Annotated in this window: 12 protein-coding genes; 8 read left to right on the forward strand and 4 right to left on the reverse strand. The window is 44.2% G+C overall.

The window, feature by feature from the left end; genetic code table 11:
- The first annotated feature begins 457 nt into the window (after positions 1-457).
- Both ACVBJC_RS11285 and ACVBJC_RS11290 read left to right on the forward strand, forming a co-directional pair.
- Entirely contained in the window at positions 458-3,457 is a 3,000-nt protein-coding gene (locus ACVBJC_RS11285; protein ID WP_447160800.1) for a hypothetical protein, read from the forward strand.
- Positions 3,458-3,787: 330 nt separating this feature from the next.
- A complete protein-coding gene (locus ACVBJC_RS11290; RefSeq protein ID WP_447160799.1) occupies positions 3,788-4,006 on the forward strand; it encodes a hypothetical protein in 219 nt (72 codons plus the stop codon).
- Positions 4,007-4,029: 23 nt separating this feature from the next.
- On the opposite strand, the gene ACVBJC_RS11295 is transcribed toward ACVBJC_RS11290, so the two are convergent.
- Positions 4,030-4,833 (reverse strand): SDR family oxidoreductase, encoded by an 804-nt coding sequence (locus ACVBJC_RS11295; protein ID WP_447160798.1) that lies wholly within the window; start codon positions 4,831-4,833, stop codon positions 4,030-4,032.
- Positions 4,834-4,942: 109 nt separating this feature from the next.
- A complete protein-coding gene (locus ACVBJC_RS11300) occupies positions 4,943-7,480 on the reverse strand; it encodes a putative bifunctional diguanylate cyclase/phosphodiesterase (protein ID WP_447160797.1) in 2,538 nt (845 codons plus the stop codon).
- A gap of 332 nt (positions 7,481-7,812) precedes the next feature.
- Between ACVBJC_RS11300 and ACVBJC_RS11305 the strand changes: the two genes are divergently transcribed.
- The 4 genes from ACVBJC_RS11305 (at position 7,813) to ACVBJC_RS11320 (ending at position 11,670) form a co-directional block, all read left to right on the forward strand.
- On the forward strand, positions 7,813-8,514 hold the full coding sequence (locus ACVBJC_RS11305) for a spondin domain-containing protein (protein ID WP_447160796.1): 702 nt from the start codon (positions 7,813-7,815) through the stop codon (positions 8,512-8,514).
- Positions 8,515-8,525: 11 nt separating this feature from the next.
- Entirely contained in the window at positions 8,526-9,257 is a 732-nt protein-coding gene (locus ACVBJC_RS11310) for a spondin domain-containing protein (protein ID WP_447160795.1), read from the forward strand.
- Positions 9,258-9,346: 89 nt separating this feature from the next.
- Entirely contained in the window at positions 9,347-10,084 is a 738-nt protein-coding gene (locus ACVBJC_RS11315; protein ID WP_447160794.1) for a response regulator transcription factor, read from the forward strand.
- Positions 10,085-10,125: 41 nt separating this feature from the next.
- Complete coding sequence (locus tag ACVBJC_RS11320; protein ID WP_447160793.1) at positions 10,126-11,670, forward strand: sensor histidine kinase; 1,545 nt, start codon at positions 10,126-10,128, stop codon at positions 11,668-11,670.
- A 57-nt stretch (positions 11,671-11,727) separates the two neighbouring features.
- On the opposite strand, the gene hemE is transcribed toward ACVBJC_RS11320, so the two are convergent.
- Positions 11,728-12,792, reverse strand: coding sequence for a uroporphyrinogen decarboxylase (hemE, locus tag ACVBJC_RS11325; RefSeq protein WP_447160792.1), 1,065 nt, complete (start codon positions 12,790-12,792; stop codon positions 11,728-11,730).
- A 520-nt stretch (positions 12,793-13,312) separates the two neighbouring features.
- On the opposite strand from hemE, the gene rsd reads away from it, so the two are divergent.
- Complete coding sequence (rsd, locus tag ACVBJC_RS11330; protein WP_447160791.1) at positions 13,313-13,780, forward strand: sigma D regulator; 468 nt, start codon at positions 13,313-13,315, stop codon at positions 13,778-13,780.
- A 140-nt stretch (positions 13,781-13,920) separates the two neighbouring features.
- Here the strand turns inward: rsd and acnB are convergent, their stop codons facing one another.
- Positions 13,921-16,518, reverse strand: coding sequence for a bifunctional aconitate hydratase 2/2-methylisocitrate dehydratase (gene acnB / locus ACVBJC_RS11335; protein ID WP_447160790.1), 2,598 nt, complete (start codon positions 16,516-16,518; stop codon positions 13,921-13,923).
- A gap of 403 nt (positions 16,519-16,921) precedes the next feature.
- Between acnB and hxpB the strand changes: the two genes are divergently transcribed.
- Positions 16,922-17,584 carry a hexitol phosphatase HxpB gene (hxpB, locus tag ACVBJC_RS11340; RefSeq protein WP_447160789.1) on the forward strand — a complete coding sequence of 221 codons (663 nt, stop codon included), beginning with the start codon at positions 16,922-16,924 and terminating at the stop codon, positions 17,582-17,584.
- Positions 17,585-17,794 lie beyond the last annotated feature (210 nt).

Genomic DNA, 17,794 nt, shown 5'->3' on the forward strand with positions numbered 1-17,794 from the left:
CGTTTACAGCTATTCAAAGCCCTGTTAATACAGGGCTTTTTTCATGGACTACCAAAATTGAGATGACGGTTATTCTCGCCTACTAAGCTAACGCTAGAGTCAATATCTAAGGCTAAACAGATATCAAGCCTCAGTCACTTGCCCTGCCACTCTGAATTTGTATGTCACTCATCGGCCTAAAATATAAGAAAGTGAAAAGTGGGATCTAGGCCCGCTTACATTAAAATGCACACCAACTGCATAAACAAACCTTTCGATTACAAATGTATCGACAACTTTTTCATATTGTTCATAACCTAAGCTAAAACATTGTTTTTATATGCAACTTTTACCCCGCATAAAAAAACTTACAACCATCAAAAAGCAAACTGACAGCACAAAATAACAGTTAACCAACCAATTGCAGCATATTACTCACATATGTATACTCGCGCTTCAATTTTAAGCTGGAAGCACTATGAAGTACCTAAATCTGTTGTTACTTTTCTTACTTACTGCCTGTGGAGGTGGTGAGTCAGATTCAACAGAACCGCTACCACAGAAAGAAACTCATCCACCTATTACAGCCATTGATATTACAAGAACATTTTCACATCATGGCGCTATCACTCCTGATATCGTAGGAGCATTCGGAAATATCAGTTATCAACTCGTTGATAGCGCCCCAGATGATGTGTTACAGATCTCAGCAGATAAGCGTAGTCTGATAATCCTCAATGCAGGCAGTACTGAAGTCATTGCCAATGATCCTGGTAACGCGCAATACTTACCAGCAAGCACTCGCTTCAATGTCACTATCGGCAAAGCCCCTCGACCACCTCTAGTGACTAACAATCTAAGCTTTCCTTACCAAGCAGCTGCAAGCCATCAAGTCAACGTAAATGGTGCTCTTGGCGAACTCGAGTATGCGCTAAGCGCTGATCAAAGCGATCAAGTTATACTGATTGAACCTGCTGGTGAATTGCTGATTTGGGGCAGTGGCAGCGTATTGGTCGATGTCACTGACAGCGGTGGACGTAACTATCAAGCGGATACCCAACAATTTAAAGTGACCATTGAATCCGCGGCTACTGAATTTGCGCAATTTTCAGATGTCATTGATAAACCTTTCCTATTGGGAGCAAAACTACTTCCGGTATACCGCGGCTCTCCAACTGAAAACATTCATTACTCTCTAGTAGATGCTACAAATAACCATGTGGTGCAAATAGATGAAGCAAGTGGTGAAATGAGTATTATTGGCGCTGGTGCAGCTGAGATCAAAGTCATCCAACATGCTCCACAATATCACCAAACCGTTGCAACTCAGCGTTTTAAAGTGCAAATCAATCCAGCGAAGAACCTTGAACTACAAGTTGCAGATATCTCTGCGGCCTATAATGCAGATGCTCAAAAAACCATTAAAGTGACAGGCGCTAAGGGTAAACAATCTTTTTCCCTCTCAGAAAATGCAAATCCCGATATCATCAATATTATTGATGCTGAAAAAGGGACTTTTAGTTTTATTGGGGTAGGTAAAACACAGGTGACGATTAACGACGCTGGCAACCAAAACTACCTAGCTGAAAGTCGCGAAATTAATGTTGAAGTCACACGTATCAATAGCAACTCTCTAAACAGTTTAGATATCCAGAGCCGTTACCAACAGAATCAAACTATTCAACCTCAAGTCATAGGCGGTCATGGTCAGTTAGCTTATGCCTTAAGCGATAGTAGCCCACAAGATGTTATCTCTATCGATGTAAATACGGGATCAATGACAGTATTTAAGCCTGGAACTGTTGAAGTTATCATCACAGATGATGGCGGAGAGTTCTGGGCTAACCAGCAGCAGAATTTTACAGTTACTGTCGACAAGCAAACTAATAGCGATCTTATTCTAGCGAATACCCGAGTCGACTATGCAGCCAATGCGACTTTTACTCCACAGGTGATCAATCACAAAGGCAGTGTGAGCTTTAGCATAGATAATGGAAGCGATGGAGTCTTTAAGCAAAATGCCGATACTGGAGCCATTACCATAGTGGGAGCTGGTCGCGGGTGGATAACAGCTATCGATTCGGGCGATGAGTATTTTGCTCCCGCCACAGAACGTTTTTATGTAGATGTCTCGCCACTCAATGGCACATTATCAATTTCATCCGTGCGAGTTCCATATTCAACAGGAAATACATTTGATATACCAATTTCTGGTGGTATTGGCCAACTAGAGTGGCAACTTAAGTATGGAGAAAGTGATGTCATCACGATAAACGAACTAGCACGAACCTTCACAATTAATAATGCAGGCTCTGCAACTTTCATTGTGACCGACAAAGGAGATGCTGGGCATGTCTCACAAAAAGCAGAGTTCAATGTCATCATCGATAAAGCTGATGAAAATACTGACCTAGCACTTGCAACTGCGTTTATGAGTAAACCCTTTGCTATCGATGCCACCATCCCAGCTCCTGTTATATCAGGTCGAGCTCTAAATAGTCATATCAGCTATTACACCGCCTCTCAAAACAGTCATATTGTCAGCGTAGATCCGACAACTGGTGTGCTCGCAGTAAATGGAGCCGGTCTTGCTCAAATTAGCGTAATAGAGCAAAGCCGAAACTTTGAACGCACTATTCGTCAGTTCAATGTCAATATTGAAAAAGCCAAGCATCCAGGCCTAGAGCTTGAGAACAATATTATAAATGTAGTGTTCTACCCTGATCGCCGAGTTAAAGCACCCGCTGTCGCAAGCCAATTTGGTAAATTAAGCTATGCTTTTGCCACACCAGTATCGCCAGAGCTTGTAGAGCTCGCACCCAACGGTGAAATCACGATACACAGCTACCCAAAATCGCTAGAAAATGACTATTTTGATGTCAATGTAACTGACGATGGCGGCCAAAATTACCAGCCTACTTCCGCTACCTATAAAGTTTTTATTTCTCCAATAGAAGCAGGCTTAGGTGAAGAAGCAAGTATCAGCTTTGATGGAAGTGATAAACAAATTATCTCTCCTATTGATATCGCGGCCAATGAGGTTTCTTACTTCACCGTTTTTGGTGGCAGAGGCGAGTTAACAAACCATACTCTCGGAGATCAAGGTGGTGGCTACTCAACGATGATAGCTCAAGTCTGCAAAGATCCGGTTAACTACAAAGGTTGCACCTTGATCACTTTAAGGCTGCAAAAGACCAGCCATTGCAGTGACGGAAGCCAAATTGCTTACCCTATTAATTATAAGGCGATTTATACCTGCCCAGGGCTAACACAACCCACCAGCTCAGAAGTCACGATAAGCCTCAATAAAGATGATGCTTTCAATGCTTGGTTTACCCAATCTGGACGTTATCAGATGGGCTCTTCAATCGTGCTCGTACATTTTGCTAAGCCCTACCGAAGCGGTGGTGTTATTGAAGCTGGTGATATTCAATCTAGGGCTTGGTGGTTAATCAATCTTGATCTCACTAATAACTAATAACTAATAACTAATAACCTACTACGAAGCCCAGTTTCACTGGGCTCTTTTTTGCACAATATGGCTTCGATGGTTATAGAGCGGTATAGATGAGAAACCTAACTAATTCTGTAACGTCTTTTAGGCGTTATGCTGTAACTTAAGTAACATCCTAATCCGCGTAAACCAATCTAAGGTTTTGTGACATAGGTTACATAAAGTCAGTATCTGTTAGCGCACTCTATGGGAAATGACAGATCAAATCGTAAACAATAACATCAGTTCAAACCAACTCAATATAGATTGGTATCGATTTTACTAAAACTTAAACTTAAATATCAGGGGTTAACAATGGCATATTCAATTGGCGATCTTATCTATCAAGGCGAAACATCAGGTGTTCATAACTGGGACACGCTATCAGGCTCATCTTTTTACTGGCACCCAGACTGGCTGCATATTGCTGAAGAGATGACGGGGCACAGCGCCACGGCTCACATTGAGACCAGTAACGAGAAAGCGACTAAAGCTGAAGCGGCGGCTGCAATTGTAAAACACCTCAATAAATAACCTTTCGTATACTGCGCCGCACACTAGCGACCAGACTCTATCGCCCTTCGTGCAATTTTATCAATTAGCTCTGGGGCGATAATTTTAAAGAAACGACCTATTTTTCCTCTAAACGAGGTGATTAGCTGACGCTTTCTGTTTGCTATCGCCGGTATCATCAGCTGCGCGCACTTCTGTGCAGTCATAATTTTAGCCTCCTGCATCGGTGTTTTACCTAAAGGCTGCCCTTTGGCATCGAGTGCACGCTTATGGGTTTGGCTTACCACAAAATCTGGGCAAATCACGGTTACTGCAACATCATTATCACTTAGCTCAATTCTTAGCGAATCAAAAAAACCAATAACAGCGTGCTTTGAAGCCGCATACCCCGAACGCACAGGCACACCTGTCATCCCCGTTAACGAGGCAACGGCCACTATCTGTCCTTGGGTTTGCTTTAAATAGGGAATTGCTGCGTGGGTGAGATAAACCGGACCCAGATAGTTTACCTGCATGATCTGCGATATAACGCTCAAGTCTTGCAGCTCATCAAAACGTGACCACATGGTCATTCCCGCGTTGTTGACTAAGATATCTAGCTTGCCAAAATGAGCGATACAGGCTTGGATTAAACCTGAGCATTGGCTTTGTTCTGAAAGGTCTGCCACATGCACCAATGGGGGTTGGCCGAGTTCTGCCACTTCCTCGGCTAACGAGTTCAGTCGCTCAAGATTACGGGCACAGAGCACCAGTTTACAGCCATAAGGAGCAAGTTCTATGGCTAATGCTCGCCCTATACCTTCCGATGCCCCGGTGATGATAATAACTTTGTCATTAAAGATTTGCATATATCACCTAACACTCGAGAGTTTATATTTAAGTGTTAAAGCTCACACATAATCACCCCAATCGCAAATAACTCTTTTAAACCATCACTCTTTTAAAGTGATCGCGATTTTAAACCATCAGTTTTTCTGGGGCGGGTTCTGTTTGATAGGACTCTAATGCTTGAGGTCGGCCAATACCGTAACCTTGGGCATAGTTAATCCCAATGATTTCGAGTTGATCGATAATCTCTTGGTTTTCCACAAATTCTGCGATCGTTTCGATTCCCATCACTCGGCAGACATCGTTAATCGATTTTACAATGGCGTAGTCTTTGGCATTGCTGACTAAGTTTTTTACAAAGCAGCCGTCTATCTTAACGTAGTCGACAGGCATCTCTTTGAGGTAACCATAGGATGCAAACCCGCTACCAAAATCATCCAGTGCAAAAGCAAAGCCACGCTTTCGCAGATCTAACAACATCTTCATCGCACGACTACGATTTTGGATGGCACTTGTTTCGGTGATCTCAAAGCAAATACAACTGCTCGGGATCCCAAAACGCTTTTGTTGCTTAAGGATAAAGTCGACCATGCCTTCAGCGCCAAGGCTATTACCTGACAAATTAATCGATAGACAGTGATCATCCCAAAGCGGTTCATTTAAAGATAACCACAGAAAAGTCTTTCTGATGACCTCTTTATCGACATCAACAATTAACTTAAAGCGCTCTGCAGCAGCAATAAATTGTGCAGGAGGCAAAACTCTCCCGCCCGGCTCTTGGATCCGCAGTAACACCTCAAGACGCTGTCTACGACTGTGAGAGGAAAGACATTTTATCTTTTGATAGTAAAGAACCAGTTCATTGTGCTCAATCGCCTGTACAATTCTAACCGCCCACTTAGATGCATTACGTTGATAGCTTAAGTCTTTGTCGCGGCTGTCATAAAAGTGCACTTGGTTACTGCCCTTGCATTTAGCAGCATGGCAGGCGATATCGGCATCTTTTAGTAGCTCTAAAAGATCCGTTTGTTGATCAAAGCGTGACAAGGCTACGCCAGCACTCACACCAACGCGGTAGTGCGTATCGTTATGTGTCACCTCTTGGCTACCCACGCTGACAATGATCTTCTTAATCAACTTAGCCACTTCAAGGGCCGAGCAGTCTTTAATCACTAAGCCAAATTCATCGCCACCTAAACGCCCTAATAATTCACCTTTGAATAAGCAAGAGCCAATAGCTTTAGCAACGTTATCAAGCATTTTATCGCCAACGCTATGACCGCATGACTCATTGATAAGCTTAAATTGTTCCAGATCCAGACATACCACTGCCAGTGTTTTGGACGATTGCACATAACGAATAAATTGCTGCTCAAATGCACCACGATTAAGCAGCCCTGTCATAGAGTCAAAATGAACTCCGCGCTGCAATCGCTGTTTGAGTAGCGCTTCTTCTGTGGTATCTCGTAGCGCAATCACTGCGCCAATAATGCGGCCAGAGTAGTCTGATAAATTGCTGAATTTGCCACTCATTAGCTTAGGTGTATCAATGTCTAGTCTAAGCTGCGTGGACTCCACACGTAGACTGCCGCCTTGCATAAAAGCAACTAAGGTATCGCTCAAGCCTTTATGACCTGCTAACAATTCATCCAGGCTTTTGCCTCGCGCCTGCTCATTACTCACTTTTAGCAAGCGTTCGCCATAAGGGTTGAGATAACTCACTCTGGTATCAATATCGATCAAAATGACCGCTTCAGCAATTGACTCTAAGGTGATCTTAGATTGCCTTTCTTGTTGATATACCCGAGATAATAGTTGGTTAATGTCGCTTGATATCTGGCTAAACTCGCCATGGCCGTCACTGCTTATCAGTGCCCTTTCCCTTGAAGTAAAGTCGATAGCGTTAAGTTGTTTAGCAAAGCGCTCAAAGGGCTTAAATACCCCTAACCTAAGCCAAAAGAATACACCTAATAACAAGATGATAGATAAACCCAATAGGATCAATGTGAACAAGCTATATTGCAATACCACGCGAGAGAAAAAGTGATTAGAGAAGGTAATTGTAAGATGCGCTGGCGATTGAGCTAGTAGGCTTGGCATGCTCAATTCGGCGGTCACTGTATTGGCGGTCAGTGTATCATCTGTTAGTAGCAGCCCAGCTTGTGCGCTTCCCGGTGCCAATTTAATCTGGGTAACAAAATCGCTCAAGTCTAAATTTGCTAAATATGCATCTGTTAGCTTACGGCTCAAAAGTAAACGCTGAGAACCCGACGCCGCCTGCAAGCTTATAAAATAACCCTGTCTATGTTGTGCGTCATAGTAGAGTCCTGTGTTTTCCTGCGGGTTCGCAAGTAGTTCAGCAGGTAGATTTAATCTGGCTTTGTTAGCGCCATCATCCAAGTCAACATACCCGTCTACTACCGGGGATAACTGCAGGTCGCTAAATTGTGCCAGCTTTGGCCATGCAGAAGCTGCCGAATTAACGGCTGAGGCTAACAGCATCGGCTGAGCCTCTAGTGCTCGCTGCTGCACCTTAAGGTCACTTTTTATTTGCGACTCAATACTCTTAAGCTCTGCTTCAATAACATCACGGCGAATCGAATCGACTTCGCTATGTAGCCATGTCACTCCAGCTAAGCTGGCAGCAACGAGGAGCGGGATACTCATCCCAAAAATGATTAAAACAACTTTCTTGCTAATTTGCATTTAAAGACAACTTCTCTAATTCAAAACCCACCAGCAACTCTGGCCACGACTTGGTTTGCGCTAGCAAAGTACCCGATTTATATCATAGATAATACCTACCTTAGATGCAGTCGTTGATAAAAACACCAACCAAGGACAACTCTTAAACAAATCCATGAATAAGCCTGTAAATTCATGGCAAATTCCCCCTGATTATCGCATAAAACCAATTGTTATACTTTTGTGATAATTGAGAGATATTCAGGTGACATCCCTTTGCCACACTGAACCATACATTGCAAAGGAGAGTTATCATGAAGCTTAACCAGATCACTAAAATGCTTATTCTAAGTACCGCTATTAGCCTACCCGTATCAGCGGCTGAGTTAGAGATTAGCATCTCTAATTTAACCCACGGCAATCATTTCACCCCGCTGCTTATCGCTGCCCATGATATGGACAGCCATCTTTTCCAAGCCGGAGAAATGGCAACTCCTGCCTTACAAAAAATGGCTGAGGGCGGTGATATTGCCGACTTAGATGCCGCCGTAAAAGGTGCAGGCGGTATTACGCTGACCAATCCGGCTGGCGGACTATTAGCCCCTAGCACTAAAGTCGACAGCATTATGCTCGATTCAGGTGATATGACTCACCTATCGATTACCGCTATGGTCCTGCCAACAAACGACGCTTTCGTCGGCTTAGATGCCTGGAAAATCCCAACCGAAGCCGGCAGCTATACCTTTACCCTTAGTGCCTATGACGCTGGCACAGAAGCCAACGACGAAGTCGTTAATGGTGGCGGCATGTCAGGTACTCCAGGGATCCCCGCGGCACCTGGTGGTGATGGCGGCATGAACGCAACCGGTGTAATGGGTATGAGCAGTAACGATAAGGTACATATTCACCCAGGCGTGCTTGGCGATACCGACCTACAGGGCGGCATGAGTGACCTTGATAGCCGCGTACACCGCTGGTTAAATCCGGTAGCTCGAGTGACTGTTGTGGTTAAATAGGAGAATACCTGATGAATAATCCTAACAAGAACCTTAAATACAACGGGCTTATACTGTTGAGCGCTGGTGCATTATTACTAGGCGGCTGCTCTGACAATAATAATGACAGCCCTGAACCCATTACTCCCCCCGTAGTTACACCGACAATGCAGAGCTACAGCATTGCAGTGACCAACTTAACCGCAAACCAGCCCATGTCGCCAATTGCGGTCGTTAGCCATCAAGTTGACACAGTGCTATGGAGTAGCGGACAAAGCGCTAGCGTTGCTTTAGAAACATTAGCAGAATCCGGAGACCCCAGTGGCTTAACCAATGAAGCTGTGGTCACTGAGCTGACAAGTGGTGCTGGCATATTATTACCGGGGGCCAGTGAGAAGATCTCTATTAGTCTTAATGCCGATATGATTGCGGACCTGTCAGTAGTGACCATGCTCGTTAACACTAACGATGCCTTTGCAGGTTTTACCGGTTATGACTTAACAGCCTTAGCTGTTAATGAGTCTATCAGCTTTAGAGTGATTGCCTACGATGCTGGTACTGAAGCAAATACTGAAGCTAAAGGCACGATCCCAGGCCCTGCTGATGGTGGCGAAGGTTTTAATGCCACACGTGATGACTCCAACAAAGTTCACGCTCACCCTGGAGTCATTAGCAGTGATGACGGCCTTGCAGACTCCGTCCTTTCAGCCTCACATCGCTTTGATAATCCAGTAATGCTAATCCGCGTGAATCGCACAGAGTAAACAACTTATAAAAGTGACCAATAATAGTGCGAAATAAAAGCTTCCATCGGCGGGTCTTGTTGTTAAGCAACTGCATTTGGGAGCGAAGCATGAATGGATCAATCAACAACAATGAGCATCAAACATCGAAGCGAATACTGCTCGTCGAAGATGAGCAAGACTTAGCAAAACTCGTCATGCTCAACCTTAAAAGCATGAATCATGATGTGATCCATTGCACCACGCTGCAACAAGCACAACGTCATATAGAGCACACTAACGTTGACCTTATTGTCATGGATAGAATGCTACCCGATGGCGATGCAATCACCCTATGCCAACAGTTCCGAGAGGCCGGAAACGACCTACCTTGCATGATGTTAACCGCTAAAGACTCTGAAGCCGATATCGTGCTCGGGCTCGAGTCAGGTGCAGATGATTATTTGATAAAACCTTTTAGTGTGCTCGAGCTCAGAGCCCGAGTTAAAGCCCTGCTAAGGCGCTCAAGACAACTGGAACAACAGCAAAACTCAGTTGAATTTGATGGCATCACCATTAACTGTAATACCCGAGAAGTGATTGCTTTTAATGAAGTGCTGGAGCTGACTGCTCGAGAGTTCGACCTCTTGCTGTACCTTGCTCAGCATCCCAAGCAGGTGTTCAGCAGAATGCAATTATTAGAAGCCGTATGGGGTTACTCATATTCAGGTTATGAGCACACGGTGAATAGTCATGTGAATCGCTTACGCTCTAAGCTTGCGCGTAATAGCCACACCTCTAAATTGGTTAAAACGGTCTGGGGGGTTGGCTACAAATTTACTCCACCCACAATACAAGCAGCATCTTAACCTTACCTTAGTCCTAAATAACTCACCTTAGAGGGCAAGCAATGAAAAGCTTATTTAGCCGAATCTTACTCGCGGCTACTTTAGTCATACTCATATTATTTGTCGCACTGTGGCAATGGCAGCAGTTTAGCCAAGAATTTAGCCGCAACCAAATTCAACAATCGCTGCACCGCGAGCTTGCTGAGCATATGGCGCATATCAACCCCCTACTTTCTAAAGGAGTGACCTCCGACGCTGCATTAAAAGAGGCCTTTCATGACTTTATGCTGCTAGGCCCTAGCTTTGAAATATACACCTTAGACAATCAAGGTCAGGTCATCGCTTATGATGCGAGTGAAGAAAAGATTAAGCAGCAGCGAGTTGATACAAAACTCATAAACACCTTCATTGACGGTAATAAACTGCCTTTACTCGGTACCGACCCGCGCTCAATCAACAAAGATAAAATCTTTTCCGCAGCTAAACTCATTGACCCTCAAGGCAAACAAACTGGCTATCTATACGTGATTATTGGGGGGGAGGACTTTGATAGCTGGCAATCAATTGTTGGCGAGCATCAATCGACACAGTTTTGGGCGGCCGCCATTGTGATCACCTTCGCTTTTGCCATCTTACTCTTTATATTGTTATTAAAGATTTTTACCCAACCATTAAGCCGTTTAGAACATGATCTGAACTTGCTGGCCAAGCACAAGCTCAATGATGGCCTCACTTTACCAGGCCAATACTCAGGCAGCAGTGAAATCAATCGCCTCAGTCAGCATATCAATACGTTATTGTCAGCATTAAGTGAGCAGCACCAAGCGATTCATCGCCAACAAGAAGAGCGTCATGCTTTTATGTTGCATCTGTCTCATGACTTAAAAACACCGCTAACCTCACTACAGGGTTATATCGACACCTGGTTATTACTGCCTGAACATGAGCGCAGTAGCGACCTAATTGAGATCGCAGCTCGCTCAGGCCAGCACCTGCAGCAATTACTGGGGCAATTACTTGAGCTAACCGCGCTTGAAAATGGTCAGGTAACACCAAAGTTTCAAGCTTGCTTGCTAAGCAATCTATTGCAGGAGTTACAGCAAACCTTTGCCCCTAGAGCAAAATCGAAATCGATTGAGCTAGACTTTGTCGATAAACAGCAGCTAACGATAAGTACCGATCCACAGCTGCTACAAAGGGTGCTTAATAATCTAATAGATAATGCTATTCGTTATACTCCAGAGCGAGGAAAAATAAGCATTGCGACCATGACTGCCGATAACGATAAAGTGTGGCTACAAGTCAGTGATAACGGCTCAGGAATGCATAAGCATGAGCTGCTAGCCCTGAAGCAATTAAACCAAAGGACGCTCGATATAACAGGTGAGCAAAGTGCTCTACCGCAATTAGGCATAGGCCTTGCGATAGTCAGGCAGCTATTAACCTTGCTCGGCTGTGGTATAGATATTGACAGTACACCGGGTAAAGGTAGCCAATTTAGATTGGAGTTAAAGCCTGTTAAGACGGTGAGTGGGGCACCAAGTAATGATAAAGCTGAGAGTTCATCTCAAAATCCGCTAACAACAGAAACAATAAAGGCCCAGTAAACTGAGCCCTTATTTATACCAACCAATGGTCAATTAATTCGCGTGTGGGCGAGCTAATTACTTGTGGTATTTACCTGATAACTCATGCACTGAGTTAATGAACGAACCTGCACGCTCTGGATCAACATGCTGGTGAATACCGTGGCCCAAGTTAAATACATGGCCAGTGCCTTCACCGTAAGAAGAAAGGATTTGATCCACTTCTTGATGGATGCGCTCAGGTGTTCCGTAAAGTACTGATGGGTCCATGTTACCTTGTAGCGCAACTTTATGACCAACACGGCGACGTGCATCACCGATATCAACAGTCCAATCTAGACCTAGTGCGTCACAGCCAGTTTCAGCCATTGACTCAAGCCATAGTCCGCCACCTTTAGTAAATAGCGTAACCGGTACTTGGCGACCGTCTGCATGGCGAGTTAAGCCATCAACGATTTTTTGCATGTAGCGTAGTGAGAATTCACGGTATGCATGGTGAGAAAGTGCACCACCCCATGAATCGAAAATCATAAGAGACTGCGCGCCGTTTGCAACTTGAGCGTTCAAGTACAAAGTAACAGAGTCTGCTAGCTTATCTAAAAGCATATGCAAAGTTGCTGGCTCTTCGTAAGCCATCTTCTTAATCTTTTCAAACGCCTTGCTAGAACCGCCTTCAACCATGTAAGTCGCTAGCGTCCAAGGTGAGCCAGAGAAACCGATTAATGGCACTTCACCTTTAAGCTCACGACGAATGGTGCTAACAGCACGCATTACATAACCAAGCTCATCTTCTGGGTCTGGAATGCAAAGCTTTTTGATTGAATCGATAGTATCTGTAGGGCGTTCGAAACGTGGACCTTCGCCTGTTTCGAAGTAAAGACCTAAGCCCATAGCATCGGGTACAGTCAAAATGTCAGAGAACAGGATTGCAGCATCTAAATCGTAGCGACGTAATGGCTGAAGAGTGACTTCACAAGCCAGGTCTTGGTTCTTACAAAGAGACATGAAGTCGCCAGCTTCTGCGCGGGTGGCTTTATATTCTGGAAGATAACGACCTGCTTGACGCATCATCCAGACAGGAGTTCTGTCGACAGGCTGTTTTAATAACGCACGTAAATAACGATCATTCTTTAATTCTGCCATTTGGCTTGATTCCTAAACTTATAGTGATATCCGCTTGGGGCAGTAGTTTAGCATTTACGTTAATAAAGTAACCTGAATCCGTAAAATAATGTGACAAGCAACGCGACATTTTCCGTCAATTCTGAGGTAGTTAACATTATTGCCTTCTTTATCGGTAAAATATTAAGGCTATAAATCACAGTTCACAGCTTTGACTAGAAACGTGAAATAGATTCACAACTCAGCTTAACCTAAGCTGTATGACTCCCAATGTGACAGAAAAAAGTTGCACCAAGGTGCTAGCTTTGGTATAAAAAGTCTGCGCTAGCAAGAACAATCAAGAAGCTCGTCGCATCGAGCCCGCAAAAACTTTACTCGCCCAGCGATAGATTTCTATCGCTGGGCATTTTATTTTATAACGCCCCATTCACAATTCATACGCTGGTATGTCCATTTCATAAATCCTTCAAAAATGGTTGATCAAAACCACATTTGTCCCCTACATTAGAGATACAGAGATGGATTTTTAACGGGGAAGATCATGCTAAGAAAGCTAGAGAAAGCCGAACAAAAATGGGGCGGCTCAAATACTCTTATAGATCAATGGTTAAATAATCGGCGCAACCTGCTTATTAACTATTGTCAGATTGCTGGGATCCCGCCGTATGAGGAAACTGAAAAATCACTCCCTCCCTTTGCGTCTGTAAAGCTGTTTTGTGACCAATTAATGGATTATGTGTCTGAAGGGCACTTTGAGATCTATAACCAAGTTGTGACCGCCTGTGAGAAAAATGGCAGCTCAAGCCAAGCGCTTGCTCAACAACTGGTACCCAAGATTAGTGAAACCACTGACACAGCTTTAGACTTCAATGACAAATATACCGAAGCCGATGATGAGCAAGTGCTATTTCATTTAGATAAAGACCTGTCATCTTTAGGTCACGCAATGGAAACACGTTTTGAGCTTGAAGATAAGCTGCTCGAAGTGCTGCATAGCAAGCATTCTTAAGACTCAAAGAAGGTTCTAGGTTCTAGGTTCTAGGTTCTAGGTTCTAGGTTCTAGGTTCTAGGTTCTAGGTTCTAGCAAAATAAAAATGAATTAAAAAAAGGCCAGCTGATTAGCTGGCCTTTTTAGTGCTTCAATCTAGCTTAAACTGCTGATTGGAAAATCACTTCATCAGCTTTTGCTGTGTACGACGCAATTTGATCAAAGTTCAGGTAACGATAAGTGTCAGCTGCAGTTGCATCTAACTCTTTAGCGTATGTCTGATACTCATCGGGTGATGGTAAACGACCAAGTAGTGCAGCAACTGCCGCTAGTTCTGCAGATGCTAAGTAAACATTAGCACCTGTACCTAGACGGTTCGGGAAGTTACGTGTAGAAGTTGAAACTACCGTAGCACCTTCAGCAACACGTGCTTGGTTACCCATACATAATGAACAACCTGGGATCTCAATACGTGCACCAACACGGCCGAAGATTGCGTAGTAGCCCTCTTCTGTTAGCTGGTCGCGGTCCATCTTAGTTGGCGGCGCAATCCACAAACGTGTTGGCAAAGTGGTAGCAAACTTATCAAGCATCTTACCCGTTGCACGGAAATGACCGATGTTCGTCATACAAGAACCAACGAACACTTCGTCAATCTTAGTATCAACCACTGAAGATAATAGCACTGCATCATCTGGATCGTTTGGCGCACAAAGAATCGGTTCTTTGATTTCGTTCAAATCGATTTCGATAATTTCGGCGTATTGTGCATCGCTGTCTGCCTGCATGAGCTCCGGGTTAGCCAACCACTCTTGCATCGCTGTGATCCGGCGTTCGATAGTACGACGATCACCGTAACCCTCGCTAATCATCCACTTTAACATCACGATGTTTGAGTTAAGGTATTCAATGATTGGCTCTTTATCAAGCTTAATGGTACAGCCTGCAGCACTACGCTCTGCAGATGCATCTGAAAGCTCAAATGCTTGCTCAACTTTAAGCTGCTCAAGACCTTCAATCTCAAGGACGCGACCAGAGAAAGCATTGATCTTGCCTTTCTTCTCAACAGTCAACAGACCCATTTCAATCGCTTTATGCGGGATAGCATGTACCAAATCACGTAGCGTGATACCAGGCTGCATCTCACCTTTAAAGCGAACCAAGATTGATTCAGGCATATCAAGCGGCATCACACCGGTTGCAGCAGCGAATGCCACAAGACCTGAACCGGCAGGGAATGAAATACCAATAGGGAAACGAGTATGTGAGTCACCACCTGTACCTACGGTATCAGGTAGTAGCATACGGTTTAACCAAGAGTGAATAACACCGTCACCAGGACGCAGCGCAACACCGCCGCGATTCATAATAAAATCTGGCAGTGTGTGGTGAGTGTTCACATCAATAGGCTTAGGATAAGCCGCTGTGTGACAGAAAGACTGCATAGTCAAATCAGCGCTAAAACCAAGACATGCAAGATCTTTAAGCTCATCACGTGTCATAGGGCCAGTAGTATCTTGCGAACCTACAGAGCTCATCTTTGGCTCACAGTATTGGCCTGGACGAATACCGCTAACACCACACGCTTTACCAACCATCTTCTGTGCAAGGGTATAACCCTTACCAGTGTCTGCCACATCTTGTGGACGTACAAACTCAGCAGATGCTTCAAGGTTTAATGTTTCACGAGCACGGTCTGTTAGACCACGACCGATGATAAGTGGGATACGACCACCTGCACGAACCTCATCCAACAACACGTCAGTCTTTAGCGAGAACTCAGAGATAACTTCATCAGTGCCATGACGCTTAACGATGCCTTCATATGGGTAGATATCGATAACATCGCCCATTTCCATCTTGCTCACATCTAGCTCAATAGGTAGTGCACCAGCATCTTCCATGGTGTTGAAGAAGATTGGCGCAATCTTGCCACCTAAACAGAAACCACCAGCGCGCTTATTAGGCACATTAGGGATATCATCACCCATAAACCACAATACAGAGTTAGTCGCTGACTTACGTGAAGAGCCTGTACCCACTACGTCACCAACGTACACAAGTGGGAAACCTTTAGTTTTTAATGATTCAATCTCTTTGATTGGACCAACAGCGCCAGCTTCATCTGGCACAATGCCGTCACGCGCATTCTTAAGCATCGCAAGTGCGTGCAATGGAATATCAGGACGTGACCATGCATCGGGTGCCGGAGAAAGATCGTCTGTGTTGGTCTCACCTGACACTTTAAATACGGTCAGAGAGATTTTTTCAGCAAGCTTTGGACGAGACAGGAACCATTTAGCATCGGCCCAAGCATGAACAACTTGCTTAGCGTAGTCATTACCAGCTTGCATTTTTTCCACTACATCGTGGAAAGAATCAAACATTAATAGTGTGTGTGATAGCGCTTCAACGGCTAATGGCGCTTGCGCTTCATTATCAAGTTGCGCAATCAGTGGTTCGATGTTGTAACCACCTTGCATTGTGCCTAGCAGTTCAACTGCTCGCTCAGACGATAAGATAGAAGATGAGACTTCGCCTTTAGCGACCGCATCGAGAAAGCCCGCTTTAACATATGCGGCTTCATCAACACCAGGTGGGATACGATTTTCTAACAGGTCAAGAATAACTGCTTCTTCACCTGCTGGTGGATTCTTTACCAATTCAACTAACTGTGCCACTTGTTGGGCATCTAATGGCTTAGGGACTACGCCCTCTGAAGCACGTTCTGCGACGTGTTTACGATATGCTTCTAGCACGGCAACCTTCCTCTTTGTTTGGCGTTCTAACAGCGAAACTGCTCGTCTTCAAATTGAAACTGACAGCTCGGCAGGCTCGACCCTTATTTCGAGCGCTATTATACTACAGCTTTACAAAAGTATGAATCGGATCACACTTCAGCAAAAGTAAAACAACACTCAATCGACATCTCGGCCTATACATTAAAGCCATTCGCTGCAAAAGAAAACTAGACCATAGTGTGAAACCTTGATCTAAATTATATAAATCAGATATTTATGATCATTAAAAACGGTTTTGAGAGGCAATAATTAAGCATAAAACTCTGTAATTATTATAGGGTTAGCAGTATGATTATTTGTTAAATAGGCCATTCTCACCGCTAATATTCACCAAAGTTATAATGAACATAATTGGATACTTATGAGCACACCAGAGCTAAAAGCCGTCATTTTTGACATGGATGGCGTATTAATCGACTCCGAACCTGTTTGGCAAATAGCCATTTTTGAGGTTATGACTAAACTGGGTTTAAACGTTTCAATGCAAGATATGGCGCTCACAACCGGCCTAAGAATCGATCAAGTCGTCGCTTTTTGGTATGCCCGTTTTCCGTGGAAAAATTACAGTAACCAAAGTACTGCCGACGCGATTGTAGAACAAGTGGTCCGCCACATTACCAGTGATGGTGAACCCATGGCTGGCGTTGTCAATGCATTGCGTTCTTGCAAGCAACATCAGCTAAAAATCGGCCTCGCAACCTCCTCTTCTAGCGATATCATTCACGCCGTTTTAAACAGGTTACAGATAGGATCATACTTTGAAGCAGTTTACTCTGCCGAGCACTTAGCCCATGGCAAACCTCATCCAGAAGTCTATTTAAAGTGTGCAGAGGCGCTCAATATTGATCCCATCAATTGCTTAGCGATAGAAGATTCATTTAATGGATTAATCTCTGCTCGCGCGGCGAATATGCAGACCATTGCCATTCCTGAAGCGCAACTCGCGGCGCAGAGCAAATGGGTCATTGCCCACCAACAACTAAATAGCCTAGAAGAATTACCCGACTTTTTAGCAACGCGTTAAGCAATGCACTCTCAAACAGATAACAGTCAGCGATACAAAAGTAAAAAGCCCATCTGTCGATGGGCTTAAAATCAATATCACTGTGTTTAAAGCGCAGTATTTAAAGCTGTGTGTTTCAAGCGTTGTGTTAACGCCTAATACCAATCAGCGTAAGGTTATAGCCTCTTTACTTATAGCCTCTTTACTTACTGACTCTCAGTTTGTTTTAGC

The sequence above is a fragment of the Shewanella sp. 0m-6 genome, from assembly GCF_052977325.1.